This is a genomic window from Streptomyces caniferus (assembly GCF_009811555.1).
Taxonomy (GTDB): domain Bacteria; phylum Actinomycetota; class Actinomycetes; order Streptomycetales; family Streptomycetaceae; genus Streptomyces; species Streptomyces caniferus.
Genome location: NZ_BLIN01000005.1, coordinates 1,887,405 through 1,906,485, shown reverse-complemented (window position 1 = coordinate 1,906,485; position 19,081 = coordinate 1,887,405). Strand labels below are relative to the sequence as shown.

Sequence of the window (19,081 nt, the reverse complement as noted above, 5' to 3'; positions counted from 1 at the left end):
TCAGAGCTCCCCCGACTCCCGCCGGGCCAGCAGCTGCCGGTACGCGGCGAGCCCGTCCGGCGTCCACGGCCACTCGTCGAGGCGCCCGGCCAGCTCCTCCTCGGTCAGGAACGCGGACCAGTCGATCTCCGACTCCTGCGGGGCGACCGGCAGGGTGCAGCGCACCTGGTACACCGCGGACCACCAGGTGTGCTCGGCCGTCTCGTAGAGGAACTTGAACAGCGGCTCCGGCGGCTCCAGCCCCTGGACCCCCAGCTCCTCCTCGGCCTCGCGCAGCGCAGCCTGGTCGTAGGTCTCGCCGGTGCCGACCACCCCTCCCACGAACATGTCGTAGTACGAGGGGAAGACGAGCTTCCGCGGGGTGCGGCGGTGGACGAAGATCCGGTCCCGGTCGTCCCGGGCCAGGACGAACGCGCAGCGGGTGCGCATCCTGCGGGCGTATGCCTCGCCCCGTGGGGCCTGGCCCACGACCTGATCGTTCTCGTCGACGACGTCGAGGATCTCGTCCGCGTTGAGCGGTTGCTGATCGGTCATGGGAGCCATGCAACCACCCGGCTCCGGGGCGCCACCCGCCGGGCGGCGTCCCTCAGTGCGGCTGCAGCTCCCGTACGTTCTCCCGCCGGCCGGACCCCGGCGGCATCGCCGGATGGCTGCCGATCAGCACGATGCCCGCGACGACGGCCACGATCCCGGTCACCTCCCACGCCAGCGCCCCGGGCGTCACCTGCAACTGGTCGCCGAGGAACCCCACCCCGCAGGCGATACCCGCCAGCGGCTGGGCGGCGGTCAGCGCGGGCAGCGAGAGCCGCAGCGGCGCCGACTCGAAGGCGCTCTGCACGAGCACCAGCGCCAGCACACCGAGCACGACGATGGCGTACGGCTGCCAGCTGGTGAACAGGGCCGACCAGCCGCCCTGGCTGAAATGCTCTCCACTGATCCGGGTCAGCGCGTCCTGCAGCCCGTAGATCAGCCCCGCCGCGATGCCCAGCAGGGCGGCTTCCAGGCTCACATGGACCCGCTCCCGCTTGGCGACCGCGGCCAGCAGCAGGGCGATGCCCAGCACCATCCCCATGATCAGCCACTGCCACAGATGATCGGCGCTGCGCTGCCCGCCCTGGGGGCGCCCGGCCACGATGAAGGCCGTCACCCCGCCCGCCAGCAGCCACAGCCCGGCCCAGCCGCTCCGGCCGAGCCGCTGCCGGGTCAGCCGTCGCGACAGCGCCATCGCGAACAGCAGATTGGTCGCCAGCAGGGGCTCCACCAGAGTGATGTCGCCCATTCCCAGCGCCATCGCGCCGAGCGCCATCCCGACCACCATCAGGCCGATACCGGCCAGCCACAGCGGCATCCGCACCAGGTCGAGGAGCAGGCGTACCGAGAGGTAGTCCTTCATCGGAGCGTGCTGCGCCGCGGCCTGCTGAAACACGAAACCGAGTCCCAGACAGCAGGCCGCTCCAAGGGCGAGCAGTATCACCGTCACGTCGCACCTCGTATCGGGGGGCGGGGGATGCGCCTGAGGATAGTCATCCGGCGGCGGGCGTGGGGTGGCCCTGGTCACCCACCATTCTCCCGCGCGCCTCCGTGTACCGCCCGGTAACCAGGTGGTTGACGCGGCAGTCGGGTGCGCTGAGGATCGTTCCACCCGGCGGCCGGGGCGCCCGGCGCGCCCCGTTGAGGAGAAGCTGAGATGGCGTACGACGCTGATGTGATCGTGATCGGAGCGGGGCTCGCGGGGCTGGCGGCCACCGCGGAGCTGGTGGACGCCGGACGGAAGGTGATCCTCCTCGACCAGGAGCCCGAGCAGTCCCTCGGCGGGCAGGCCCACTGGTCCTTCGGCGGTCTCTTCCTGGTGGACACCCCCGAGCAGCGCCGGCTGCGGATCCGCGACAGCCATGCGCTGGCCTGGCAGGACTGGCTGGGCACCGCGGGCTTCGACCGGCCCGAGGACCACTGGCCGCGCAAATGGGCCGAGGCCTACGTCGATTTCGCGTCCGGCGAGAAACGCTCCTGGCTGCACCGGCAGGGCGTACGGCTCTTCCCCGTCGTCGGCTGGGCCGAACGCGGCGGCTACGACGCGACCGGGCACGGCAACTCCGTCCCCCGCTTCCACATCACCTGGGGCACCGGGCCCGGTCTGGTGGCGCCGTTCGAGCGCCGGGTGCGGGCCGGGGCCGCCCGCGGACTGGTGGAGCTGCGCTTCCGTCACCGGGTCACCGGGCTGTCGCGCACCGGCGGGAGCGTGGACACCGTCAGCGGCGAGATCCTGGAGCCGTCGGAGGCCGAGCGGGGCAGGCCCAGCAGCCGTGAGGTGGCCGGTGCCTTCGAGCTCAAGGCCCAGGCCGTGATCGTCACCTCGGGCGGGATCGGCGGCAACCACGAGCTGGTGCGCGCCAACTGGCCCGAGCGGCTCGGCAGCCCCCCGCGGCGGATGCTGTCCGGGGTGCCCGCGCATGTGGACGGCAAGATGCTGGGCATCGCCGAGGGGGCCGGCGGCCGGCTCATCAACCGCGACCGGATGTGGCACTACACCGAGGGCATCGACAACTGGAACCCCATCTGGCCGCTGCACGGCATCCGGATCCTGTCCGGCCCGTCCCCGCTGTGGCTCGACGCCCGCGGCAAGCGGCTGCCGGTGCCGCTGTTCCCCGGCTTCGACACCCTCGGCACGCTGGAGCACATCATGCGCACCGGCCACGACCACACCTGGTTCGTCCTGACCCAGAAGATCATCGAGAAGGAGTTCACCCTCTCCGGCTCCGAGCAGAACCCCGATCTGACCGGCAAGAGCGTCCGCGGCGTACTGGGCCGGGCCAGGGCCGGCGCGCCGGGACCGGTACAGGCCTTCATGGACCGGGGCGCCGACTTCATCGTCGAGCGTTCACCGGCCGATCTGGTGCGGCGGATGAACGAGCTGACCGAGGAGCCGCTCATATCGGAGGACGTGCTGCGCGCCGAGCTGGTCGCGCGCGACCGGGAGATCGCCCACTCCTTCACCAAGGACCTCCAGGTGACCGCGATGCGCGGGGCCCGCAAGTACCTCGGCGACCGCCTGATCCGCACCGCGGCGCCGCACCGGCTGCTCGACCCCAAGGCCGGCCCGCTGATCGCCGTACGGCTGAACATCCTCACCCGCAAGACGCTCGGCGGCCTGGAGACCGACCTCTCCTCGCGGGTGCTGACCGACGACGGCGCGCCCCTGCCGGGCGTGTACGCGGCGGGGGAGGCGGCCGGGTTCGGCGGCGGCGGGGTGCACGGCTACCGCTCGCTGGAGGGCACCTTCCTCGGTGGCTGCCTCTTCTCCGGGCGGACGGCTGGGCGGGCGGCGGCGCGGGCGGTGTCCTGACGGGGGGACGGGGCGAAGGGGGTGGCGGATCCGGCCATTCCCCTTCTCGTCTTGACGCGGAGCTCTGCGTGCCGCTTTGCTGTGCGTGATGACTGGTGCGGACCAAGCCATCACCCTCTGTAGAGGCGTGCGCGCATCCGGTCCCTTTCCTCCGAGGACGACTCGGTGCGGTGGGACGGCCGGTGCGGCGCGCCATGGAGCCCCTTACCCGTGATGTCGATAACCCCTTCGCCCCCGACGCCGCCACCCCTCGTACGCGCCCGCTGCCCGGGCACCCCGCCTCTCCCCCCGGCCCTGGACGACACCGAACTGGCCATCGCGGCCGACGCGCTGGCGCTCGGCCAATGGGTCCGGGTGCGCACCCTGCTCGCCGGGACCGGTGAGGACTGGGACCTGCGCGGCCACCGCTTAACCGTGCTGGCCACCTGCCCCGGCAGTGCCGCCTGGGCCGGCGACTGGCAGCTCGCCGAACCGGACAGCGGTGACGCCGCCACCCTCCTGGCCCTCGCCACCGTCCACCTCGCCCTGCGCGGCGAGAGCAGTACCGGGGCCGCCGCCGACGCCTGTGCCACGGCCGCCCGGATGCTGCCCGACGATCCCACCCCCTGGCTCGGCGCGCTGATCCTCGCCCGCCGCACCGGCACCCCGGACGAACAGGCCCACGCCTTCCACCAGGTACGCGCCCGCCACCGCGACCACCACCACGCCCACCACCTCATGACGGCCGCCCTCGCCGAACAGGGGCCGGCCGCTACCGACGACCCCCGGCACCCGGCGCACACCTTCGCGGCCCGCGCGGCCGCACGCGCGCCCGCCGACTCCCCGCTCGCCCTCCTCCCCGTCGTGGCGCACGCCGAGCGCTACCGCGTCCTCGCCGCCGAGGGCCTGGCACCCCCCGACCCCGCGAACTGGAGCCACTGGTCCACCCGGCGCGCCCGGCAGGTCCTGCAGGCCGCCGTCGACTGGTGGCTGGAGTGGGAGGGCGAGGAGCATCCGCGCCGCAAGATCGATCTCAACTTCCTCGCCCATGCCGCGTTCCACCAGGGGAGGATGGCCGAGGCCGCCGCGCTGTTCCAGCGGATCGGCCCGCACCCCACGCGCGCCCCGTGGTCGTACCCGGGCCGCGACGGCGCGGGCGCGTTCCGGGCCGCACGCTCCACCGCGCTCCGCCGCGCCCGGGACACCGCCGCCCCGTGACCCGCGCCGCTGATGACGAAAGTCTGACGCCGGGGCCCGGACACTGGCCCCGGCGTCCGCGGGGTGCTCGAATCGAAGGGTGACCAAGGACGCGAACCGGCCCCGTGCCAGGGGCGGCGAGGACGGGCTCGGCGCCCCCGTGGGCCGCCGTGTGGTGCTCGGCATGCTCGCCGCCGGTGCCGCGGGCGTCGCCGCGGCCCCCTTCCTGCAGAGTGCCTACGACAGCACACTCGGGGCCGCCGCGCAGCGGGACCCCACCGGCCTGACCGGACTGCTCCCGGGCGGTGGCGGTTTCCGCTACTACTCCGTGACCGGCTCCGTACCGGCCAAGGACGAACACACCTACCGCCTCACCGTCGACGGCCTGGTCCGCCACCGCGCGAGCTACCGCCTCGCCGATCTGCGCCGGCTGCCCCAGACCCGGCTCGTCCGCGACGTCCAGTGCGTGACCGGCTGGCGGGTGCCCACCACCCCCTTCGAGGGCGTGCGCCTCTCCGCCCTCCTCGACGCCGCGGGTGTCCGCCCCGAGGCCAAGGCCGTCCGCTTCACCTGCTTCGACGGCTCCTACAGCGAATCCCTCACCCTCGAACAGGCCCGCCGCGACGACGTCCTGATCGCCCTGCGGATGCAGGACAAGCCGCTCGGCCATGCCCACGGCGGCCCGGTGCGCCTCTATGTCGCGCCCATGTACTTCTACAAGTCGGCGAAGTGGCTCTCCGGGATCACCGTCACCGACCATGTCCAGCCCGGATACTGGGAGCACCTCGGATATGACATCGACGCCTGGGTCGGCCGGTCGAACGGACGCGACGATGCCCCCACCACCTGAGAGCCGCCCCGAGCCCCCCGCGGTCCGCCCCCGTGTCCACCGCTTCACCGCGGCCGAGCACCGGGTGCACCGCGCCACCGCCACCCTGATGGCCGTCTGCGTCCTCACCGCGGGCTGCCTCTACCTCCCCTTCCTCGCCGAACTCGTGGGCCGCCGCCACCTGATGGTCACCGTCCACGAGTGGTCCGGCATCCTGCTGCCCGTCCCCCTGCTGCTGGGCCTCGGCTCCCGCGCGCTGCGCGCCGACCTCACCCGCCTCAACCGCTACGGCCCGCACGACCGCCAATGGCTGCGCGCCGCGCTGCGCCGCCGGGGCGGCCGCCCGGCGGGCAAGTTCAACGCCGGGCAGAAGCTCTACGCCGCCTGGATCGCCGGTGCGGTCCTGGTGATGCTCGGCACCGGCCTGCTGATGTGGTTCACCTCCCTCGCACCGCTGCTCTGGCGCACGGGCGCGACCTTCGTCCACGACTGGCTCGCGCTCGCCGTGATCCTGGTGATTTCCGGCCATGTCTGGAAGGCCTTCGGCGACCCCGAGTCGCGCCGCGGTCTGCGCACCGGTTCCGTCGACGCCCAATGGGCCAGGCGGGAGCATCCGTTGTGGGCGCCCGAGGACCGGGACACGGACGGGCACGGAGGCGGGGACGAGCACGGGGGCGGGGCCGGACACCGGGGCGGGCACGCCGGCGACCGCGGGCCGCGTGGCACTGCTTGACTGGGCTCGACACGTTCCCCAGTGAAGAAGGACGACAGACATGGCACACCGCGCACTTCTCGTCATGGACGTCCAGCGCGACATCGTGGACCTCGTGGATGCCGGTTCCGGATATCTGACGCGGCTGCGCCGGGCGATCGACGGTGCCCGGGCGGCGGACATCCCGGTGATCCACGTGGTCATCGGATTACGTCCGGGCCGGCCGGACGTCAGCCCCCGCAACAGGGTGCTCACCCATGTCGTACGGGACGGCCTGTTCGCCGAGGACGCCCCGGGCACCGGGATCCATCCCGATGTCGCGCCCCGGGACGGCGAGATCGTGGTCACCAAGCGGCGGGCGAGCGCCTTCTCGGGAAGCGACCTCGACCTGGTGCTCAGGGCTCGCGGTATCGACAGCCTCGTCCTCGCCGGCCTCGCCACCGGCGGTGTGGTGCTGTCCACCCTGTGCCAGGCCAACGACCTGGACTTCGGCCTCACCGTCCTGACGGATGCCTGCCTCGACACCGACCCCGAGGTGCACCGGGTCCTCACCGAGAAGCTCTTCCCGCGGTGGGCCGATGCCCTTGCCGTCGAGGACTGGCTCACGACCCTCGCGCCGTAGGAGGCCGTCCGGATCCCTCGTGTGCGGGTCAGCAGGGCGCCGCCGTCGGCGGTTCTCCCTGCTGTTCCGCCGACGGCAGTTCGACCTCGAAACGGCAGCCCGAACCGGCGTTCCGTACCGTCGCGCGGCCCTCATGGGCCTCCACGATCCCGCGGACGATCGCCAGCCCCAGTCCGGCGCCGCCCTTGCCGTCCGTGCGCGGGGTGCGTGCCGCGCCGCCGCGCCAGCCGGTGTCGAAGACCCGCGGCAGATCCTCCGGCGGAATGCCGCCGCAGCCGTCCTCGACGGCGAGCACCACCCGGCCCTTCTCGTGCCGTGCGCTGACCGCGACGGTGCCGTCGGCCGGTGTCGCACGGATGGCGTTGACCAGCAGATTACCCAGGACGCGGGTGATCTGCTGGGCGTCCACCCGCACCGGCAGCGGTACCACCCCGCCGTCCACCAGCCGCACCCCGCTCGCCCGCGCCAGCGGCCCTGCCCCGGCGAGGGCGTCGTCCACCAGGTCGTACACCGACACCCGCGACAGCGTCAGGGCCAGCGCCCCGGCCTGGATACGGGACAGTTCGAAGAGGTCGTCGACCATGGCGGCCAGCCGGTCGACCTCGATCCGCATCCGTGCGTGGTAGCGCGCGGTGTCCTCGGCGACCCCGTCCTCCAGCGCCTCGGCCATCGCCCGCAGCCCGGCGAGCGGGGTGCGCAGGTCGTGCGAGATCCCGGCGATCAGATCGCGCCGGGAGGCATCCAGCGCCCGCTCCCGCTCCCGTGCCTCGGCGAGCCGCCCGCTGGTCTCCTCCAACGCCCGGGACAGTGCGGCCAGTTCGGAGGTCGGCGGTTCGGCGGGCGCCACGAAGCCGCCCTCGCTGCCGACCGTACGGGCCGAACGCGCCAGCTCCCGGCTGCCCGCGGCGATCCGCCGCCCGAAGAGCAGCGCGGCCGCCAGCGACACCACTCCGGAGACGGCGACCACGGCCATCACCACGCCGAGGTCGTGCCCGGACAGGAACATCGCCTGGGCGACCGCGACCGTGCCGGCCGCCATCGCGGCCACCGCCAGCACCGCCACCGCGAACAGCGAGAGCGCGACCGACCGACGCCGCAGCACCCGGACCGCGGGCGCGGCGAGCAGGCCCGCCAGCGCCGCGCCCAGCGCCGCCAGCGCCACGATGACCAGGAAGTCCGTCATGAGAAGGGATCGCCTCCCGGCAGCGGGCCGGACTCCGGCGGGGGTTCGGCCTCCATGGGGTCGAAGCGGTAGCCCGCGCCCCAGACCGTCGTCACCAGCCGTGGCGCGGCCGGATCCTCCTCGATCTTCTCGCGCAGCCGCCGCACATGCACGGTCACCGTGGACAGATCGCCGAACTCCCAGCCCCAGACCCGGTGCAGCAGCTCCTCCCGGGAGAAGACCTGCCCGGGGTGGCGCATCAGAAAGACCAGGAGGTCGAACTCGCGGGCGGTGAGGGAGAGTTCCCGGCCGCCGCGGTCGGCGCGCCGGCCACCGGGGTCGGCACGCAGATCCCCGGCCCGCAGGGCGGCCGAGGGCGCCGCGGCCGGCGGCGCGGACTCCGCGCGGCGCAGCACCGAGCCGATCCGCAGCACCAGCTCGCGCGGGCTGAAGGGCTTGGTCACATAGTCGTCCGCGCCCAGCTCCAGACCGAGGATGCGGTCCGCCTCCTCGCCGCGGGCCGTCAGCATCACCACCGGGACCGCCGGTCCGTCGTCGGCGCGGCGCAGCCGGCGGCACACCTCCAGGCCGTCGATGCCGGGCAGCATCAGATCGAGCACGACGAGGTGCGGACGGAACTCCGCGGCCCGGTCGAGGGCGGCGAATCCGTCGGCCGCGTGCTGGGTGGTGTAGCCGGCGCGGGAGAGATAGCCGGTGACGACCTCGGCGACGGTCGGATCGTCCTCGACGACCAGGACACGGCGCGGCGGCCCGTTCGGCGGGGCGGGCGGGGGCGCGGAGGGCGGCGTTGCTCGGTGCACGGCGTCAGCGTGGCCTTCCCGGGAGAGGCGTCATGGATCCAGCCAACACCAACGCGGGGGCCGGCGAGGGGCCGGGCCCGCTGCCGTAAGAATCCGGTAACCGGTAACCGGTAACCGGTGGCGGTGGCGTGCGGGGCAGGCGGCGGGCGGGCGGGCGAGGCGGGGCCGTAGGCGGACGATGCGGGAGGTGGGCGGTCGATACCGAACGCGGGTGGCCGATGCCGGAGCGCGGGTGCTTCGGTGCCGGGGCGCGGGCGGCGTCCCGGTGTCTCAGCCCTTCTCCAGGCCTTCCCGTACCCGTCGCGACACCGTGATCGCGTACAGGTCGAGGACGCCCGGCGGTTCCGCGAGGCCGGGGCCGCCGGCGCGGATCCATGCGGCGATGTCCGCCAGTGCGTCGTCGTCGTTGACCAGCCCCAGCCAGACGGGGCGCCCGCCGGCCGCCCGGCCCGCGGGCGACGGCTGGACCACGACCACATTCGCCTGGTCACAGACGTCCAGACACTCCGAGGCCCGCACCGGCGCCGCACCGTCGAGCGCCGCGCGCAGCCGCGGTATCTGCCCGGCGTGGTCGACGCCCGGGACCTTGGCCGCATCGCCGCAGCAGCAGCCGCGGCAAACGGTGACCCGGCACGGGGACGCGGTGGCTGCCTTTTTGGCAGGCTTGCTGATCATCCGGTTCATGCTACGGGGCCGATGCCGCGGCCTCGTGCCGGGAGGGCGACCGGGGTGCGACACCGGGGCGACGGCCGGGATACGGCGCCGAGCCGGCGACCCGAGCGGGAGAGCGACCAGGCCGTGCGGGAGAGCGACCCGGCCGCGCGGCACGGCAACGGAGAACACCCCCCGCTCTCCGGAGAGCAACCCCCGCTCTCCGGAGAGCAACCCCCGCTCTCCGGAGAGCAACCCCCGCTCCCGGGATAGAACCCCCGCTCCCGGGATAGGAACCGTCGCTCGCGGGATAGACATCCGGCATGTCCCCAAGCGAGTCCCACCCCCACCCCGGTTCCGCACCGGAGAGCGCGATACCCGGCCCGGCGGGTCTTCCCGTGCTCGGCTCGATGTTCGACCTCCGGCGCGACTCCCTCGGTACGTTCCTGAACGCCCGGCGTGCGCACGGCGATGTGGTGCGGCTGGAGGCCGGGCCGCCCGGTCTGCGCAGTGTGTTCCACGCGGTCTTCGCGCCCGAGGGCGTGCAGCAGATCCTCGCCTCCCAGGCCGCCAACTTCCGCAAGGACCACCCGCTCTACGAGGAGGTCCGGCAGGCGTTCGGCAACGGCCTGCTCACCAGCCAGGACGCCGACTACCTCAGGCAGCGGCGGCTGGTGCAGCCGCTGTTCACCAAGCGCCGGGTCGACAGCTACGCGGCGGCCGTCACGACCGAGGCCGGCACCCTCGCCGACCGCTGGCGCACCGCCGAGCAGAACACCGTCGACCTGGTCCCCGAGATGAACCGGCTGGCGCTGCGCACCGTCGCCCGGATCCTGTTCGGCCTCGACGCGGCGGCGGCCGAGGACGCCTTCCACCGGTGCGCCCCGGTCATCAACGCGTATGTCGTACAGCGTGCCTACGTCCCCGTGAAGATCCCGCGCGAGTGGCCGACACCCGGGAACCTCCGGGCCCGCGCGGCCACCGACGAGCTGAACGCGCTGTGCGACCGCATCATCGAGGACCGGCGGGCGGCGCGCGGTGCAGCCGGAGCGGCCGTGGACGAGGGCGACGACCTGCTGTCCCTGCTGGCCGCGGCCGGCAACGAGCAGGACGGCTCCCTGGACGCGACCGAGGTCCGCGAACAGGTCCTGATCTTCCTGCTGGCGGGGCACGAGACCACCGCGACCTCCCTCGCCTTCACCCTCCACCTCCTCGCCCGGCACCCCGAGGAACAGACGAGGGTCCGCGAGGAGATCGACCGGGTGCTGGGGGAGGACACCCCCACGGCCGCCGACCTGGACCGGCTGCCGTATCTGACGCAGGCGCTCAAGGAGTCCATGCGGCTGTATCCGGCGGCGCCGGTCGTCAGCCGCCGGGCCGTGGCCGCCACGGAGATCGGCGGATACCGCATACCGGCCGGCGCCGATGTGGTCGTCGCGCCCTGGGTCACCCATCGCAGCCCGGAGCTGTGGGAGGACCCGGAACGGTTCGATCCGCGGCGCTTCGCACCCGAGAGGGAGGCGGCGCGGCACCGCTACGCCTGGTTCCCGTTCGGCGGCGGGCCGCGCGCCTGCATCGGGCAGCACTTCTCGATGCTGGAGTCCGTCCTGGCGCTGGCCACGCTGCTGCGTGCGTACGAACTCGAGGCCGTGGACGAGGAGGTGCCGGTCGCCGCCGGGATCACCCTCCAGGCGACCGGCCCGGCAAGGGTGCGCCTGCGCCCGCGGGGCGGAGCGGGGGAGTAGGGCCCGGGGACGCCGCACCGCCCGGCGGGACGGGGAGACCGCACCGCCCGGCGGAGAAACGCAAACGCAACGAAAATAGCGTTTGCGTTTCGGCGGCGTCCCCCGTATTGTCGATCTCGCCCCATTGCCGCCGATCGGAGAAGGCCGTTGCTCGTCTGAGGTCCTGAGACACCGCGCCCGCGACGGTCTTCCGCCCTGTGCTTCCGGTTTCCGGAGCGGCGGATCATGCCTCGCGCGGCCCGTCCGCGACCTCGGCGTACCCACGGCGTACCCGACGCACCACGGCGTTTGCGATGACGCGGTGTCTCCCAGCGCATTCCCCACACCCCTTCGCGCCCCAGGAGACCCCTGTGTCCATGCCCGCCTCCTCCGCCTCCTCCGCGGCCATCGTCTGTACCGGCCTCGGCTTCGCCTGGCCCGACGGCACCCCCGTCCTGGAGGACTTCCCGCTGGCCGTCGGCCCCGGCCGCACCGGCCTCATCGGCCTCAACGGGGCAGGAAAGTCCACCCTGTTGAAGCTGATCGCGGGCGAGCTGACCCCGACCGCGGGAAGCATCAAGGTCGCCGGCGAGGTCGGCTACCTCCCGCAGCACGCGCCGCTCGACACCGCGCTGCGGGTCGACGAGGCGCTCGGCATCGCCGCGGCGCGCGCCGCCCTGCACGCCATCGAGGGCGGCGACGCGAGCGAGGAGCACTTCACCGCCATCGGTGACGACTGGGACGTCGAGGAGCGCGCCCGCGCCACCCTCGACCAGCTCGGCCTGCCCGGCCTCGACCTCGACCGCACCATCGGTGAGGTGTCCGGCGGCGAGTCCGTCTTGCTGCGGCTGGCGGCCCTGCTGCTGCGCCGGCCGGACGTCCTGCTGCTCGACGAGCCCACCAACAACCTCGACCGGGCGGCCCGCGAGCGGCTCCATGCCGCGGTCACCGGCTGGTCCGGGGTGCTCGTCGTGGTCAGCCACGACCGGGAACTCCTCGAACTCGTCGACCGGATCGCCGACTTCCGCGACGGGGAGATCCACTGGTACGGCGGCAACTTCAGCGCCTACGAACACGCCCTGGCCGTCGAGCAGGAGGCGGCCGAGCGGACGGTGCGGGCCGCCGAGGCCGACGTCCAGCGCCAGAAGCGCGAACTCGCCGACGCCCAGATCAAGTTGGCCCGCCGGGTCCGCTACGGCAACAAGATGAACGCCAACAAGCGCGAACCGAAGATCGTCATGAACGAGCGCAAGAGGGAGGCCCAGGTCTCCGCGGGCAAGCACCGCAATCTGCACACCGAACGCCTGAAGGAGGCCAGAGAGCGCCTCGACGAGGCGGCCGAGGCGGTCCGGGACGACGACGAGATCCGTATCGACCTGCCGCACACCGCCGTGCCGCCGGGCCGCACGGTCCTCACCCTGCACGCCCTGCGGGCCCGTTACGGCGCGCAGGCCGACCTGGAGGTGCGCGGCCCCGAACGGATCGCGCTCACCGGCCGCAACGGCTGCGGCAAGACCACGCTGCTGCGGACCGTCGCCGGCGAGATCCCCCCGCAGGAAGGGACGGCCGAGGCCCATGTCCCCTACCGCTTCCTGCCCCAGCGGCTGGACGTGCTCGACCCCGGGCTGACCGTGGCCGAGAACGTCGCCCGCTTCGCCCCGGACGCCACCAACAACCACATCCGGGCGCGGCTCGCCCGCTTCCTGTTCAAGGGCGCCCGCGCCGACCAGCAGGCCGGCACGCTCTCCGGCGGCGAACGCTTCCGCGCCTCGCTCGCCGCGCTGATGCTGGCCGAACCGGCACCGCAGCTGCTGCTGCTCGACGAACCGACCAACAACCTCGACATCGCCTCGGTCCGCCGGCTCGTCACGGCCCTGGAGTCCTACGAGGGCGCGCTCCTCGTCGTCAGCCACGACCTGACGTTCCTCCGGGACCTCGGCATCACCCGATGGCTCGCCCTGGAGGACGGTGAACTGACCGACATCGCACCGCTGTAGACGGATCGGGGCGGGGGGGGAGCCCCCTCGCCCCGCCATCCCCGAGCGCGGCCCTCAGTCCTGCGGACGGCCGGGCCGCCGGGCACCGGCCCCCGCGCCGAACAGCTCCAGGGTCTCCCCGCACTGCGAATGCAGCGGCACCGGCAGCTCCTGGGGAGCGAACCAGGCGAGCGCGTCGAACTTGTGCGGTTCGCCGATCGTCACCGCCTCCGGCGCCACCCGTACGGCGAAGACCACCGCGACCCAGTGCGAAGCGACCGGATCACCGCGCAGCACATTGCGCACCCCGATCTGTTCGATGCCGAGCGGCCGCACGCCGTACTCCTCGTGCACCTCCCGTGCCACGGCCGTCTCGAAGGACTCGCCGAACTCCAGCGCCCCCGCGCCGCAGTCCCAGGTCCCCGGCTCGTCCCTGGCCCCCGCGCTCCGCCGGGCCAACAGCACCCGCCCGGCGCCGTCATGGCATACGAAGACACAGGACACCTTGGGTCCCACCGCTGTCATGTTTTCCCGTCCTTCTCAGAAGTGCCGCAGCAGGTCACCGAACGCCGACAGCCGCAGCACCTTCTCGTCGGCGGCGTCGAGCTCGTCGTGCTCCAGGACCCAGGTGTGGTCGTGCGGGATGAACACCGCGTTCAGACCGGCGGAACGGGCGGGCAGGATGTCCGACTTCGGGGAGTTGCCGATCATCCACGCCGAGGCCGGGTCGAGCCCGTGGGTACGGATCAGGTCTTCGTAGGTGGCGGTGTTCTTCTCCGCCACGATGTGGACCTCCCGGAAGTGCCCGGCCAGCCCGGAGGCCGTCACCTTCCGCCGCTGCTCCTCGGTGTCGCCCTTCGTCAGCAGCAGCAGATCGTGCCGCCGGGCCAGTTCGGCCAGGGTCTCGGCCACCCCGGGGATCAGCTCCACGTGGTCCCGGTCGAAGGCCGCGGCCCATCCGGAGATCCGCGCCGTCTCCTCGGCCGTCGCGGCCCGGCCCCGCAGCCGCGCCACACACTCCCCGAGGCTGTGCAGGAACACCTTGCTGCCGTATCCGAGGGTCACCGCGTTCGCCGCCTCGATCCCGTCGAGCACGGCCCGCACCCCGGCCCGGTCGAGTCCGGGGTGGGTCATCCACTCCAGGAACTCGTCGATGACCCGCTCGAAGACCACGTTGTTCTCCCACAACGTGTCGTCCGCATCGAAAATCAGCATCCGTCCGCCAGCCCCTCTTCCACTCCACCGACGGGCGCACCTTAGGCACGAACGGCGGCCGTCCGCATCGCAAATTCCGCGGGGGAGGGGAGCCGGGCCGCCCTCACCACCAGCGGAGATACGACAGCAGCCGCAGGATCTCCCAGTAGAGCCAGACCAGGGTCATCACCAGCCCGAACGCGACGTACCAGGCCCACCGGTGCGAGGCGCCGGACTGCAGGAAGCGGTTGGCCGCCTCGAACTCCACCAGCAGGAAGTAGGACGCGGCGGCGATCGCCACCGCGCTGACGGCGATCGCCAGGCCTCCCCCCTCCCGCAGCCCGAGGTCCGCTCCAAAACCCCACGACGCGACCAGGTCCGCCAGGAACAGCACCACCAGCCCGCAGACCGTCCCGACCGCCCAGCGGGTCGCCTTCGCACTGACCCGGACCGCCCGTGTGCGGTAGGCCGCGAGCATCCCGGCGAAGAGGCAGCCGGTGCCGATCACGGCCCGGGTGCCGACGCCCGGCTGCAGCGCGTCGAAGAACTGCGTCGCCGCTCCGAGCACGATCCCCTGGGCCGTCGCGTACAGCAGGGTCAGTGCGGCGCTGGGCCGGGGCCGGACGGCCAGGTAGATCCCCAGTCCCAGCCCGACGACCACCGCGGGCAGGGCGAGGAAGGCGAGGCCCAGGAAGGCGGTGAGGAAGGCGCTCACCACGAGGACACCCAGGACGGCCACGGTCTTGACGACGATGTCGTCGAGGGTGATCGGACGGTCGGCGGCTGCCGGAGCCGCCCGGGACGCGCCCGGGGCGGCCGGCGCGACCGCACCGTCCAGGGTCAGCAGGTTACGGATCGCGGGGTTGCTCGTCGTGGGCACCGGCCCTCCCGGAGGGATCGAGTGGGGTGCACAACTCTTCGTTGTCCCAGCATAGTTGGGAAATTCGGGGAATACGTCACTCCACCTCGACCACCCGTCGCGACCCCGGCACGCTCGCCCGCAGCGCCCGCGTCACGTCCGGCACCGCGGGAAACACGCTGTCCGCGCCGGACGGCGACGCGTACGGCAGCGCCGTGCGCAGGTGGTCGCACCACGGCGCCGGCACCGCGACCGGCCGGCGGATGCCGGTCAGCACCACACACTGGACCGCCTCGGTGCTGTGGTCGCGCAGGGCGGAGCGCAGCCGTCCCGGCAGGCCCAGCCGCTGCGGCACCGCGGTGTTGAGCAGCCGCTCGCCGAGTCCCTCCCCCTGCGCGGAGAGATCACTGCCGCGCAGCCGGTGGACGGTGTCACGGACGACCGGATACTGCTCCGGCGTCACACCCCGGCAGCGCAGTACGACCACGGGGTGCGAGGACCCCTCCACCTCGCAGGCGATGTCGAACGACATCCGCCGCTTCAGGAAGCCGTAGCGGACCTCGTTGATCACCTGCAGATTCTCGTCGGGCTTCGGCTTGCCGGTCTCCGGCGGCGGCTGGCTGTGCAGCCCCGCGAGCTGCTCGCCGACCGTCACGCAGCCGGTGAACAACCGCCGCATGCCCAGGGCCACCGCCTGCTGCTCGTACAGCTCCAGCCATGCGGGCAGCCGGCTGACGCTGGTCAGATCGGGCGCCAGCCGCGCGGCCTCCTCCGCATGCTCCAGCGCGTCCCCGCGCAGTTGCTCGCTGAGCAGGCCGGTCCGCCGGCGCAGCTCGATCAGCGCCAGCGCGTCGAACTGCGACGCCCGGTCGGCGTCCCGCCGCCCGCCGACGCCTTCCAGGAGGCCCGCGAGGATCTGCGTGGGCGCGGCGTCGGCCGGCCACTCGCGACGCCGGGCCAGCTCGGTGAGCCGGTCTCCCGCGTACGGGGTCAGCCAGCCCCGGTCCTCGACGAAGCCGCCCCAGTCACGGGACTCCAGGCCGTGCCGGGCGGCGAGCCGGGGCAGCCGGGCCAGCAGCGCCAGCAGCAGCAACTCGGCGTCGTCGATGCCGTCCTGGTGCGGCCCCGTCTCGCGCAGCGCCTGCGCGAGCTGATGCGCGTCGAAGAGCGTGGCGAACACATCGGACTCCGGACACCGCAGCAGCTCCGCCAGCAGCGGCTGGGCGGCGGGACCGACCAGCAGATGCAGATGCCGCCCGGTGAACACGGCGGGCAGCTCGGGCGGGGTGAAGGCGGCCCGGATCCGGGCCGCCAGCTCCGTGAGCCGGCTCTCGGCCGCCCCGAACCGGTCGATCCGGTGCAGCAGATCCTGTGCGGCGAAATTCCCCAGCGCCTCCTCCGCAGCGGCCATCGCGCGGTCCGAGGTCCGCACCATCCATACGACGTACAGCTCGTTGTCCATGCCCTACCTCCCCGCCACCCGGCCGTAGCGCGGCGGCTCCTGCCCGGAGAGGACCTCGAAGAGCTCCTCGGCCGCACCCCGCGAACCCCCGACATACGGACCCAGCAGAATCTCCTCCAGCGCCCCGCCCAGCTTGGCCAGCGCCGCGTCCACGGCCTCCTGATGTTCGGCCAGCTCCTCCCCGGCCTCGTCCAGCTGCCGGGCCAGCCGGGCGTTCTCCACCGCACGCCGGAAGAGCCACACCGCGTACTCCCGCTCCGCGCTCACCTTGTTCAGCGGATCCCCCGTGCAGCCGGCCCGCGCCCGCGGCAGGCCCTGGAACAGCCGCCGGATGCCCTTGTCGAGACCGGCCTCGGGCAGGGTCTCCAGCCAGGCCCGGGTGAACTCCTCGTCCGCGGTGCCCGCTTCGTCCAGGGCCCGCAGCGCCGCGTCGGGGAGGCCGGGCATCTGGTGGCCGAGCAGACCGGGGATCTCACGGGACTCCAGCCGGGCGGCACGGCACTCCACGATCGCCCGCAGCAGCCAGACGCGGGCCTGCCACTGCGGTGCGGTACGGATGTCGTCCAGACACTCCCGTGCGGTCAGGAACGCCTCGTTGCGCATCGCCATCAGCGCCCGGTCCATCCCCTCGCCGAGCGAGGTGTGCCGTTCGGCGGTCCGCAGCGCCACCTCGACCGCGTCCGCCTCTGCGGCGGTGGGCCCGGCCGGCTGGAGGGCTTCGATCATCCGGCGGGCGATCCCCTCCGGCTGCGCCCGCAGCGCCTCCAGGAACCTGCGGCCGAACTCTTCCTCGACGCCGGGGCTTTCGGCCAGCTCGGCGAGGCCGTCCCAGAGTGCCGCGGCGGTCGGCCCGGTGGTCTCGGCCGGGGCCGGCTCGGCGTGGTCGGTGGCGTCGCGCACCACCATCACGGCGCGCTCGGCGTCGGCGAGCACCGCGGAGCGGGCGGGGTCCACCAGCGTGTACGGGTGGCTGAACAGCAGCGCCGGGTCCTCACCCGCCGGCGGCAGATAGCGACTGATCAGCACCGAGTGCGCAGTGAACACGTCCGACGGCGCGATGCCGTGCCGGCGCAGCGCGCACCGCCACTCGAACCGGAGCATCGGCGCGACCTCCTTGCACCAGGCGCCGAAGGCCCGTTCGGTGGCGGGGCTCTCGTCCGGGACGACGCCCCGCACGGCGGCGTCGAGGAACCGGCCTGCGGCCACCTGCCGCGCCGGGGCGTGCGGCCGGTGCACCGCCGCCTCCAGTTGCTCGACCAGCTCGCCCATGCGCCGGGCCCACTTCTCCCGCATCGAGATCAGCTGCGGCACATTGACCTGGTAGTACTGCTCGGTCTCCCGCTCCTCGGGCTCGGTGAGCCGGATGGTCCGGCCGGTCGGCTCGTCGAAGCGCTCCACCAGCAGCACCGTCGCCGGCCACAGCCCCCGCCGCTCCTCCTCGTTCGCCCGGTGGAAGGCCTCCAGATCGGCGGTCAGCTGCTCGATCTCCGTCTCCAGCTGGTCCAGGCGCAGCCGGGCGTCCATGGTCAGCCGCTGCGACAGCACCCGCTGATGGGCCTGCTCGACGCGCAGATAGGCATCCGTGGTGAACAGGTCCGGGCTGAACTCCACCCCCAGACTCGCCCCGTGCCCCCGGACCGTCCGCAGGTACGGCTGGAGGGACACCGGCCCGCCGTCCTCTTCGCGCGGCGCACGGAGGAACGCCCGGTCCGTCTCGCCCGCCGCCCGGTCCGCCAGCGCCCGCAGCCCCTGGGCGTACGCCAGCAGGTCCGCGTACGCGAGGTCCACGACCTCCACCAGGCTGGTCTCGTCGGCCAGCGACCGCAGCAGCCCGACGAAGTCGCGCAGCGCCCCGCGGGCCGTCGACGACGCGCCGTCCGCCACCGTCACCGACCGGGCACGGAACACCGACGGGATGTCGGCCTGGGCCGGGGCGCCGGACAGCCCGGCCGTCACCCGGATCAGCCCGACGCCGATGTGGTCCCCGACGAAGTCACCGCTGTCCGGGTCGCTGAGGCCGTTGACCCGCAGACAGGTCGTCAGCGCCGCCTGCACCACTTGCTGCCGGATCTCCGGGATGCCCTCGCCGACCACCAGCACCTCCACCGGGCCCTGATCGTCCCCGGCCACCCACGCCCGCAGCAGCGACGAGGGGAGCGCCGCGCGCACCTGCGGCGCGAGCGCGGCCTTCGGCCCCCAGGCGGGCGGCGCGGGGAACAGCGGCCCGCACTCCGCCCCTTCCGCGGCCCGCCGGGCGCACCGCGCGATCGGGCCGTCCTCCGGCCCGGGATCACCGCCCGGCGCCTCCAGTCCCAGCGCCCGGGCGTGCAGCAGCAGCGCGAGATCGTCCTCGGTGTCGCCGAACAGCGGCTCGTCCGGGGACATCCGGATCCAGTACTGCCACAACCTCTTCACCAGGCGCCGGGGCGCGGCCGGCCGGCTCTCCCGGAACCGCTGCCCGACCCGTTCGGCCTCGTCCGCGGTCCAGCTGTACGGCAACCGCTTGAGCACCTCGTCGACGGCGTCCCCCCGCATGGGTCTCCTCTCGTC

The 19,081-nt window shown here is 73.4% G+C and carries 17 protein-coding genes; 7 read left to right on the top strand and 10 right to left on the bottom strand.

Annotated elements, in window-relative coordinates:
- Entirely contained in the window at positions 1 to 534 is a 534-nt protein-coding gene (locus Scani_RS25035; protein ID WP_159480083.1) for an NUDIX hydrolase, read from the bottom strand.
- Positions 535 to 586: 52 nt separating this feature from the next.
- Positions 587 to 1,480, bottom strand: a complete 894-nt coding sequence (locus Scani_RS25030) for a DMT family transporter (RefSeq protein WP_159480082.1) — start codon at positions 1,478 to 1,480, stop codon at positions 587 to 589.
- Between the two features lie 207 nt (positions 1,481 to 1,687).
- Between Scani_RS25030 and Scani_RS25025 the strand changes: the two genes are divergently transcribed.
- From Scani_RS25025 to Scani_RS25005, 5 genes are all read left to right on the top strand, one after another.
- The gene (locus tag Scani_RS25025; protein WP_159480080.1) at positions 1,688 to 3,343 is read left to right on the top strand and encodes an FAD-binding dehydrogenase; all 1,656 of its coding nucleotides are present in this window, start codon (positions 1,688 to 1,690) and stop codon (positions 3,341 to 3,343) included.
- 213 nt (positions 3,344 to 3,556) lie between these two features.
- Positions 3,557 to 4,540, top strand: a complete 984-nt coding sequence (locus tag Scani_RS25020) for a tetratricopeptide repeat protein (protein ID WP_174872751.1) — start codon at positions 3,557 to 3,559, stop codon at positions 4,538 to 4,540.
- Between the two features lie 79 nt (positions 4,541 to 4,619).
- On the top strand, positions 4,620 to 5,369 hold the full coding sequence (locus Scani_RS25015; RefSeq protein WP_159480078.1) for a molybdopterin-dependent oxidoreductase: 750 nt from the start codon (positions 4,620 to 4,622) through the stop codon (positions 5,367 to 5,369).
- Entirely contained in the window at positions 5,353 to 6,081 is a 729-nt protein-coding gene (locus Scani_RS25010; RefSeq protein WP_246296148.1) for a cytochrome b/b6 domain-containing protein, read from the top strand. Before Scani_RS25015 ends, Scani_RS25010 begins: the two co-directional genes overlap by 17 nt.
- 40 nt (positions 6,082 to 6,121) lie before the next feature.
- The gene (locus Scani_RS25005; RefSeq protein WP_159480076.1) at positions 6,122 to 6,682 is read left to right on the top strand and encodes a cysteine hydrolase family protein; all 561 of its coding nucleotides are present in this window, start codon (positions 6,122 to 6,124) and stop codon (positions 6,680 to 6,682) included.
- 28 nt (positions 6,683 to 6,710) lie between these two features.
- Here Scani_RS25005 and Scani_RS25000 read toward each other — a convergent pair whose 3' ends face one another.
- From Scani_RS25000 to Scani_RS24990, 3 genes are all read right to left on the bottom strand, one after another.
- Positions 6,711 to 7,865 (bottom strand): sensor histidine kinase, encoded by a 1,155-nt coding sequence (locus tag Scani_RS25000; protein WP_159480074.1) that lies wholly within the window; start codon positions 7,863 to 7,865, stop codon positions 6,711 to 6,713.
- A complete protein-coding gene (locus Scani_RS24995) occupies positions 7,862 to 8,665 on the bottom strand; it encodes a response regulator transcription factor (RefSeq protein ID WP_159480071.1) in 804 nt (267 codons plus the stop codon). The genes Scani_RS25000 and Scani_RS24995 overlap by 4 nt, the downstream gene beginning before the upstream one ends.
- 270 nt (positions 8,666 to 8,935) lie before the next feature.
- The gene (locus Scani_RS24990) at positions 8,936 to 9,340 is read right to left on the bottom strand and encodes a (2Fe-2S) ferredoxin domain-containing protein (protein ID WP_174872750.1); all 405 of its coding nucleotides are present in this window, start codon (positions 9,338 to 9,340) and stop codon (positions 8,936 to 8,938) included.
- Positions 9,341 to 9,639: 299 nt separating this feature from the next.
- Between Scani_RS24990 and Scani_RS24985 the strand changes: the two genes are divergently transcribed.
- Entirely contained in the window at positions 9,640 to 11,061 is a 1,422-nt protein-coding gene (locus Scani_RS24985) for a cytochrome P450 (RefSeq protein ID WP_159480069.1), read from the top strand.
- Positions 11,062 to 11,417: 356 nt separating this feature from the next.
- On the top strand, positions 11,418 to 13,037 hold the full coding sequence (locus Scani_RS24980; RefSeq protein WP_159482357.1) for an ABC-F family ATP-binding cassette domain-containing protein: 1,620 nt from the start codon (positions 11,418 to 11,420) through the stop codon (positions 13,035 to 13,037).
- A 54-nt stretch (positions 13,038 to 13,091) separates the two neighbouring features.
- On the opposite strand, the gene Scani_RS24975 is transcribed toward Scani_RS24980, so the two are convergent.
- From Scani_RS24975 to Scani_RS24955, 5 genes are all read right to left on the bottom strand, one after another.
- On the bottom strand, positions 13,092 to 13,541 hold the full coding sequence (locus tag Scani_RS24975; RefSeq protein WP_159480067.1) for an NUDIX hydrolase: 450 nt from the start codon (positions 13,539 to 13,541) through the stop codon (positions 13,092 to 13,094).
- Positions 13,542 to 13,556: 15 nt separating this feature from the next.
- Complete coding sequence (locus Scani_RS24970; RefSeq protein ID WP_159480065.1) at positions 13,557 to 14,231, bottom strand: HAD family hydrolase; 675 nt, start codon at positions 14,229 to 14,231, stop codon at positions 13,557 to 13,559.
- A gap of 103 nt (positions 14,232 to 14,334) precedes the next feature.
- Positions 14,335 to 15,090: a Bax inhibitor-1/YccA family protein gene (locus Scani_RS24965; RefSeq protein WP_159480063.1), complete on the bottom strand. Its 756-nt coding sequence runs from the start codon at positions 15,088 to 15,090 to the stop codon at positions 14,335 to 14,337.
- Between the two features lie 76 nt (positions 15,091 to 15,166).
- On the bottom strand, positions 15,167 to 16,531 hold the full coding sequence (locus tag Scani_RS24960; RefSeq protein WP_159480061.1) for a hypothetical protein: 1,365 nt from the start codon (positions 16,529 to 16,531) through the stop codon (positions 15,167 to 15,169).
- Between the two features lie 3 nt (positions 16,532 to 16,534).
- Positions 16,535 to 19,066 carry a hypothetical protein gene (locus Scani_RS24955; protein ID WP_159480060.1) on the bottom strand — a complete coding sequence of 844 codons (2,532 nt, stop codon included), beginning with the start codon at positions 19,064 to 19,066 and terminating at the stop codon, positions 16,535 to 16,537.
- Positions 19,067 to 19,081: the final 15 nt, after the last annotated feature.

What these genes read in the sequence shown, in the direction of transcription:
- Scani_RS25000 (WP_159480074.1), bottom strand. Translation starts at nt 7,865, where the DNA reads ATGACGGACTTCCTGGTCATCGTGGCGCTGGCGGCGCTGGGCGCGGCG.
- Scani_RS24955 (WP_159480060.1), bottom strand. Translation starts at nt 19,066, where the DNA reads ATGCGGGGGGACGCCGTCGACGAGGTGCTCAAGCGGTTGCCGTACAGC.
- Scani_RS25035 (WP_159480083.1), bottom strand. Translation starts at nt 534, where the DNA reads ATGACCGATCAGCAACCGCTCAACGCGGACGAGATCCTCGACGTCGTC.
- Scani_RS25005 (WP_159480076.1), top strand. Translation starts at nt 6,122, where the DNA reads ATGGCACACCGCGCACTTCTCGTCATGGACGTCCAGCGCGACATCGTG.
- Scani_RS24990 (WP_174872750.1), bottom strand. Translation starts at nt 9,340, where the DNA reads ATGATCAGCAAGCCTGCCAAAAAGGCAGCCACCGCGTCCCCGTGCCGG.
- Scani_RS24975 (WP_159480067.1), bottom strand. Translation starts at nt 13,541, where the DNA reads ATGACAGCGGTGGGACCCAAGGTGTCCTGTGTCTTCGTATGCCATGAC.
- Scani_RS25010 (WP_246296148.1), top strand. Translation starts at nt 5,353, where the DNA reads ATGCCCCCACCACCTGAGAGCCGCCCCGAGCCCCCCGCGGTCCGCCCC.
- Scani_RS24960 (WP_159480061.1), bottom strand. Translation starts at nt 16,531, where the DNA reads ATGGACAACGAGCTGTACGTCGTATGGATGGTGCGGACCTCGGACCGC.
- Scani_RS25025 (WP_159480080.1), top strand. Translation starts at nt 1,688, where the DNA reads ATGGCGTACGACGCTGATGTGATCGTGATCGGAGCGGGGCTCGCGGGG.
- Scani_RS24980 (WP_159482357.1), top strand. Translation starts at nt 11,418, where the DNA reads ATGCCCGCCTCCTCCGCCTCCTCCGCGGCCATCGTCTGTACCGGCCTC.
- Scani_RS24970 (WP_159480065.1), bottom strand. Translation starts at nt 14,231, where the DNA reads ATGCTGATTTTCGATGCGGACGACACGTTGTGGGAGAACAACGTGGTC.
- Scani_RS25020 (WP_174872751.1), top strand. Translation starts at nt 3,557, where the DNA reads ATGTCGATAACCCCTTCGCCCCCGACGCCGCCACCCCTCGTACGCGCC.
- Scani_RS24985 (WP_159480069.1), top strand. Translation starts at nt 9,640, where the DNA reads ATGTCCCCAAGCGAGTCCCACCCCCACCCCGGTTCCGCACCGGAGAGC.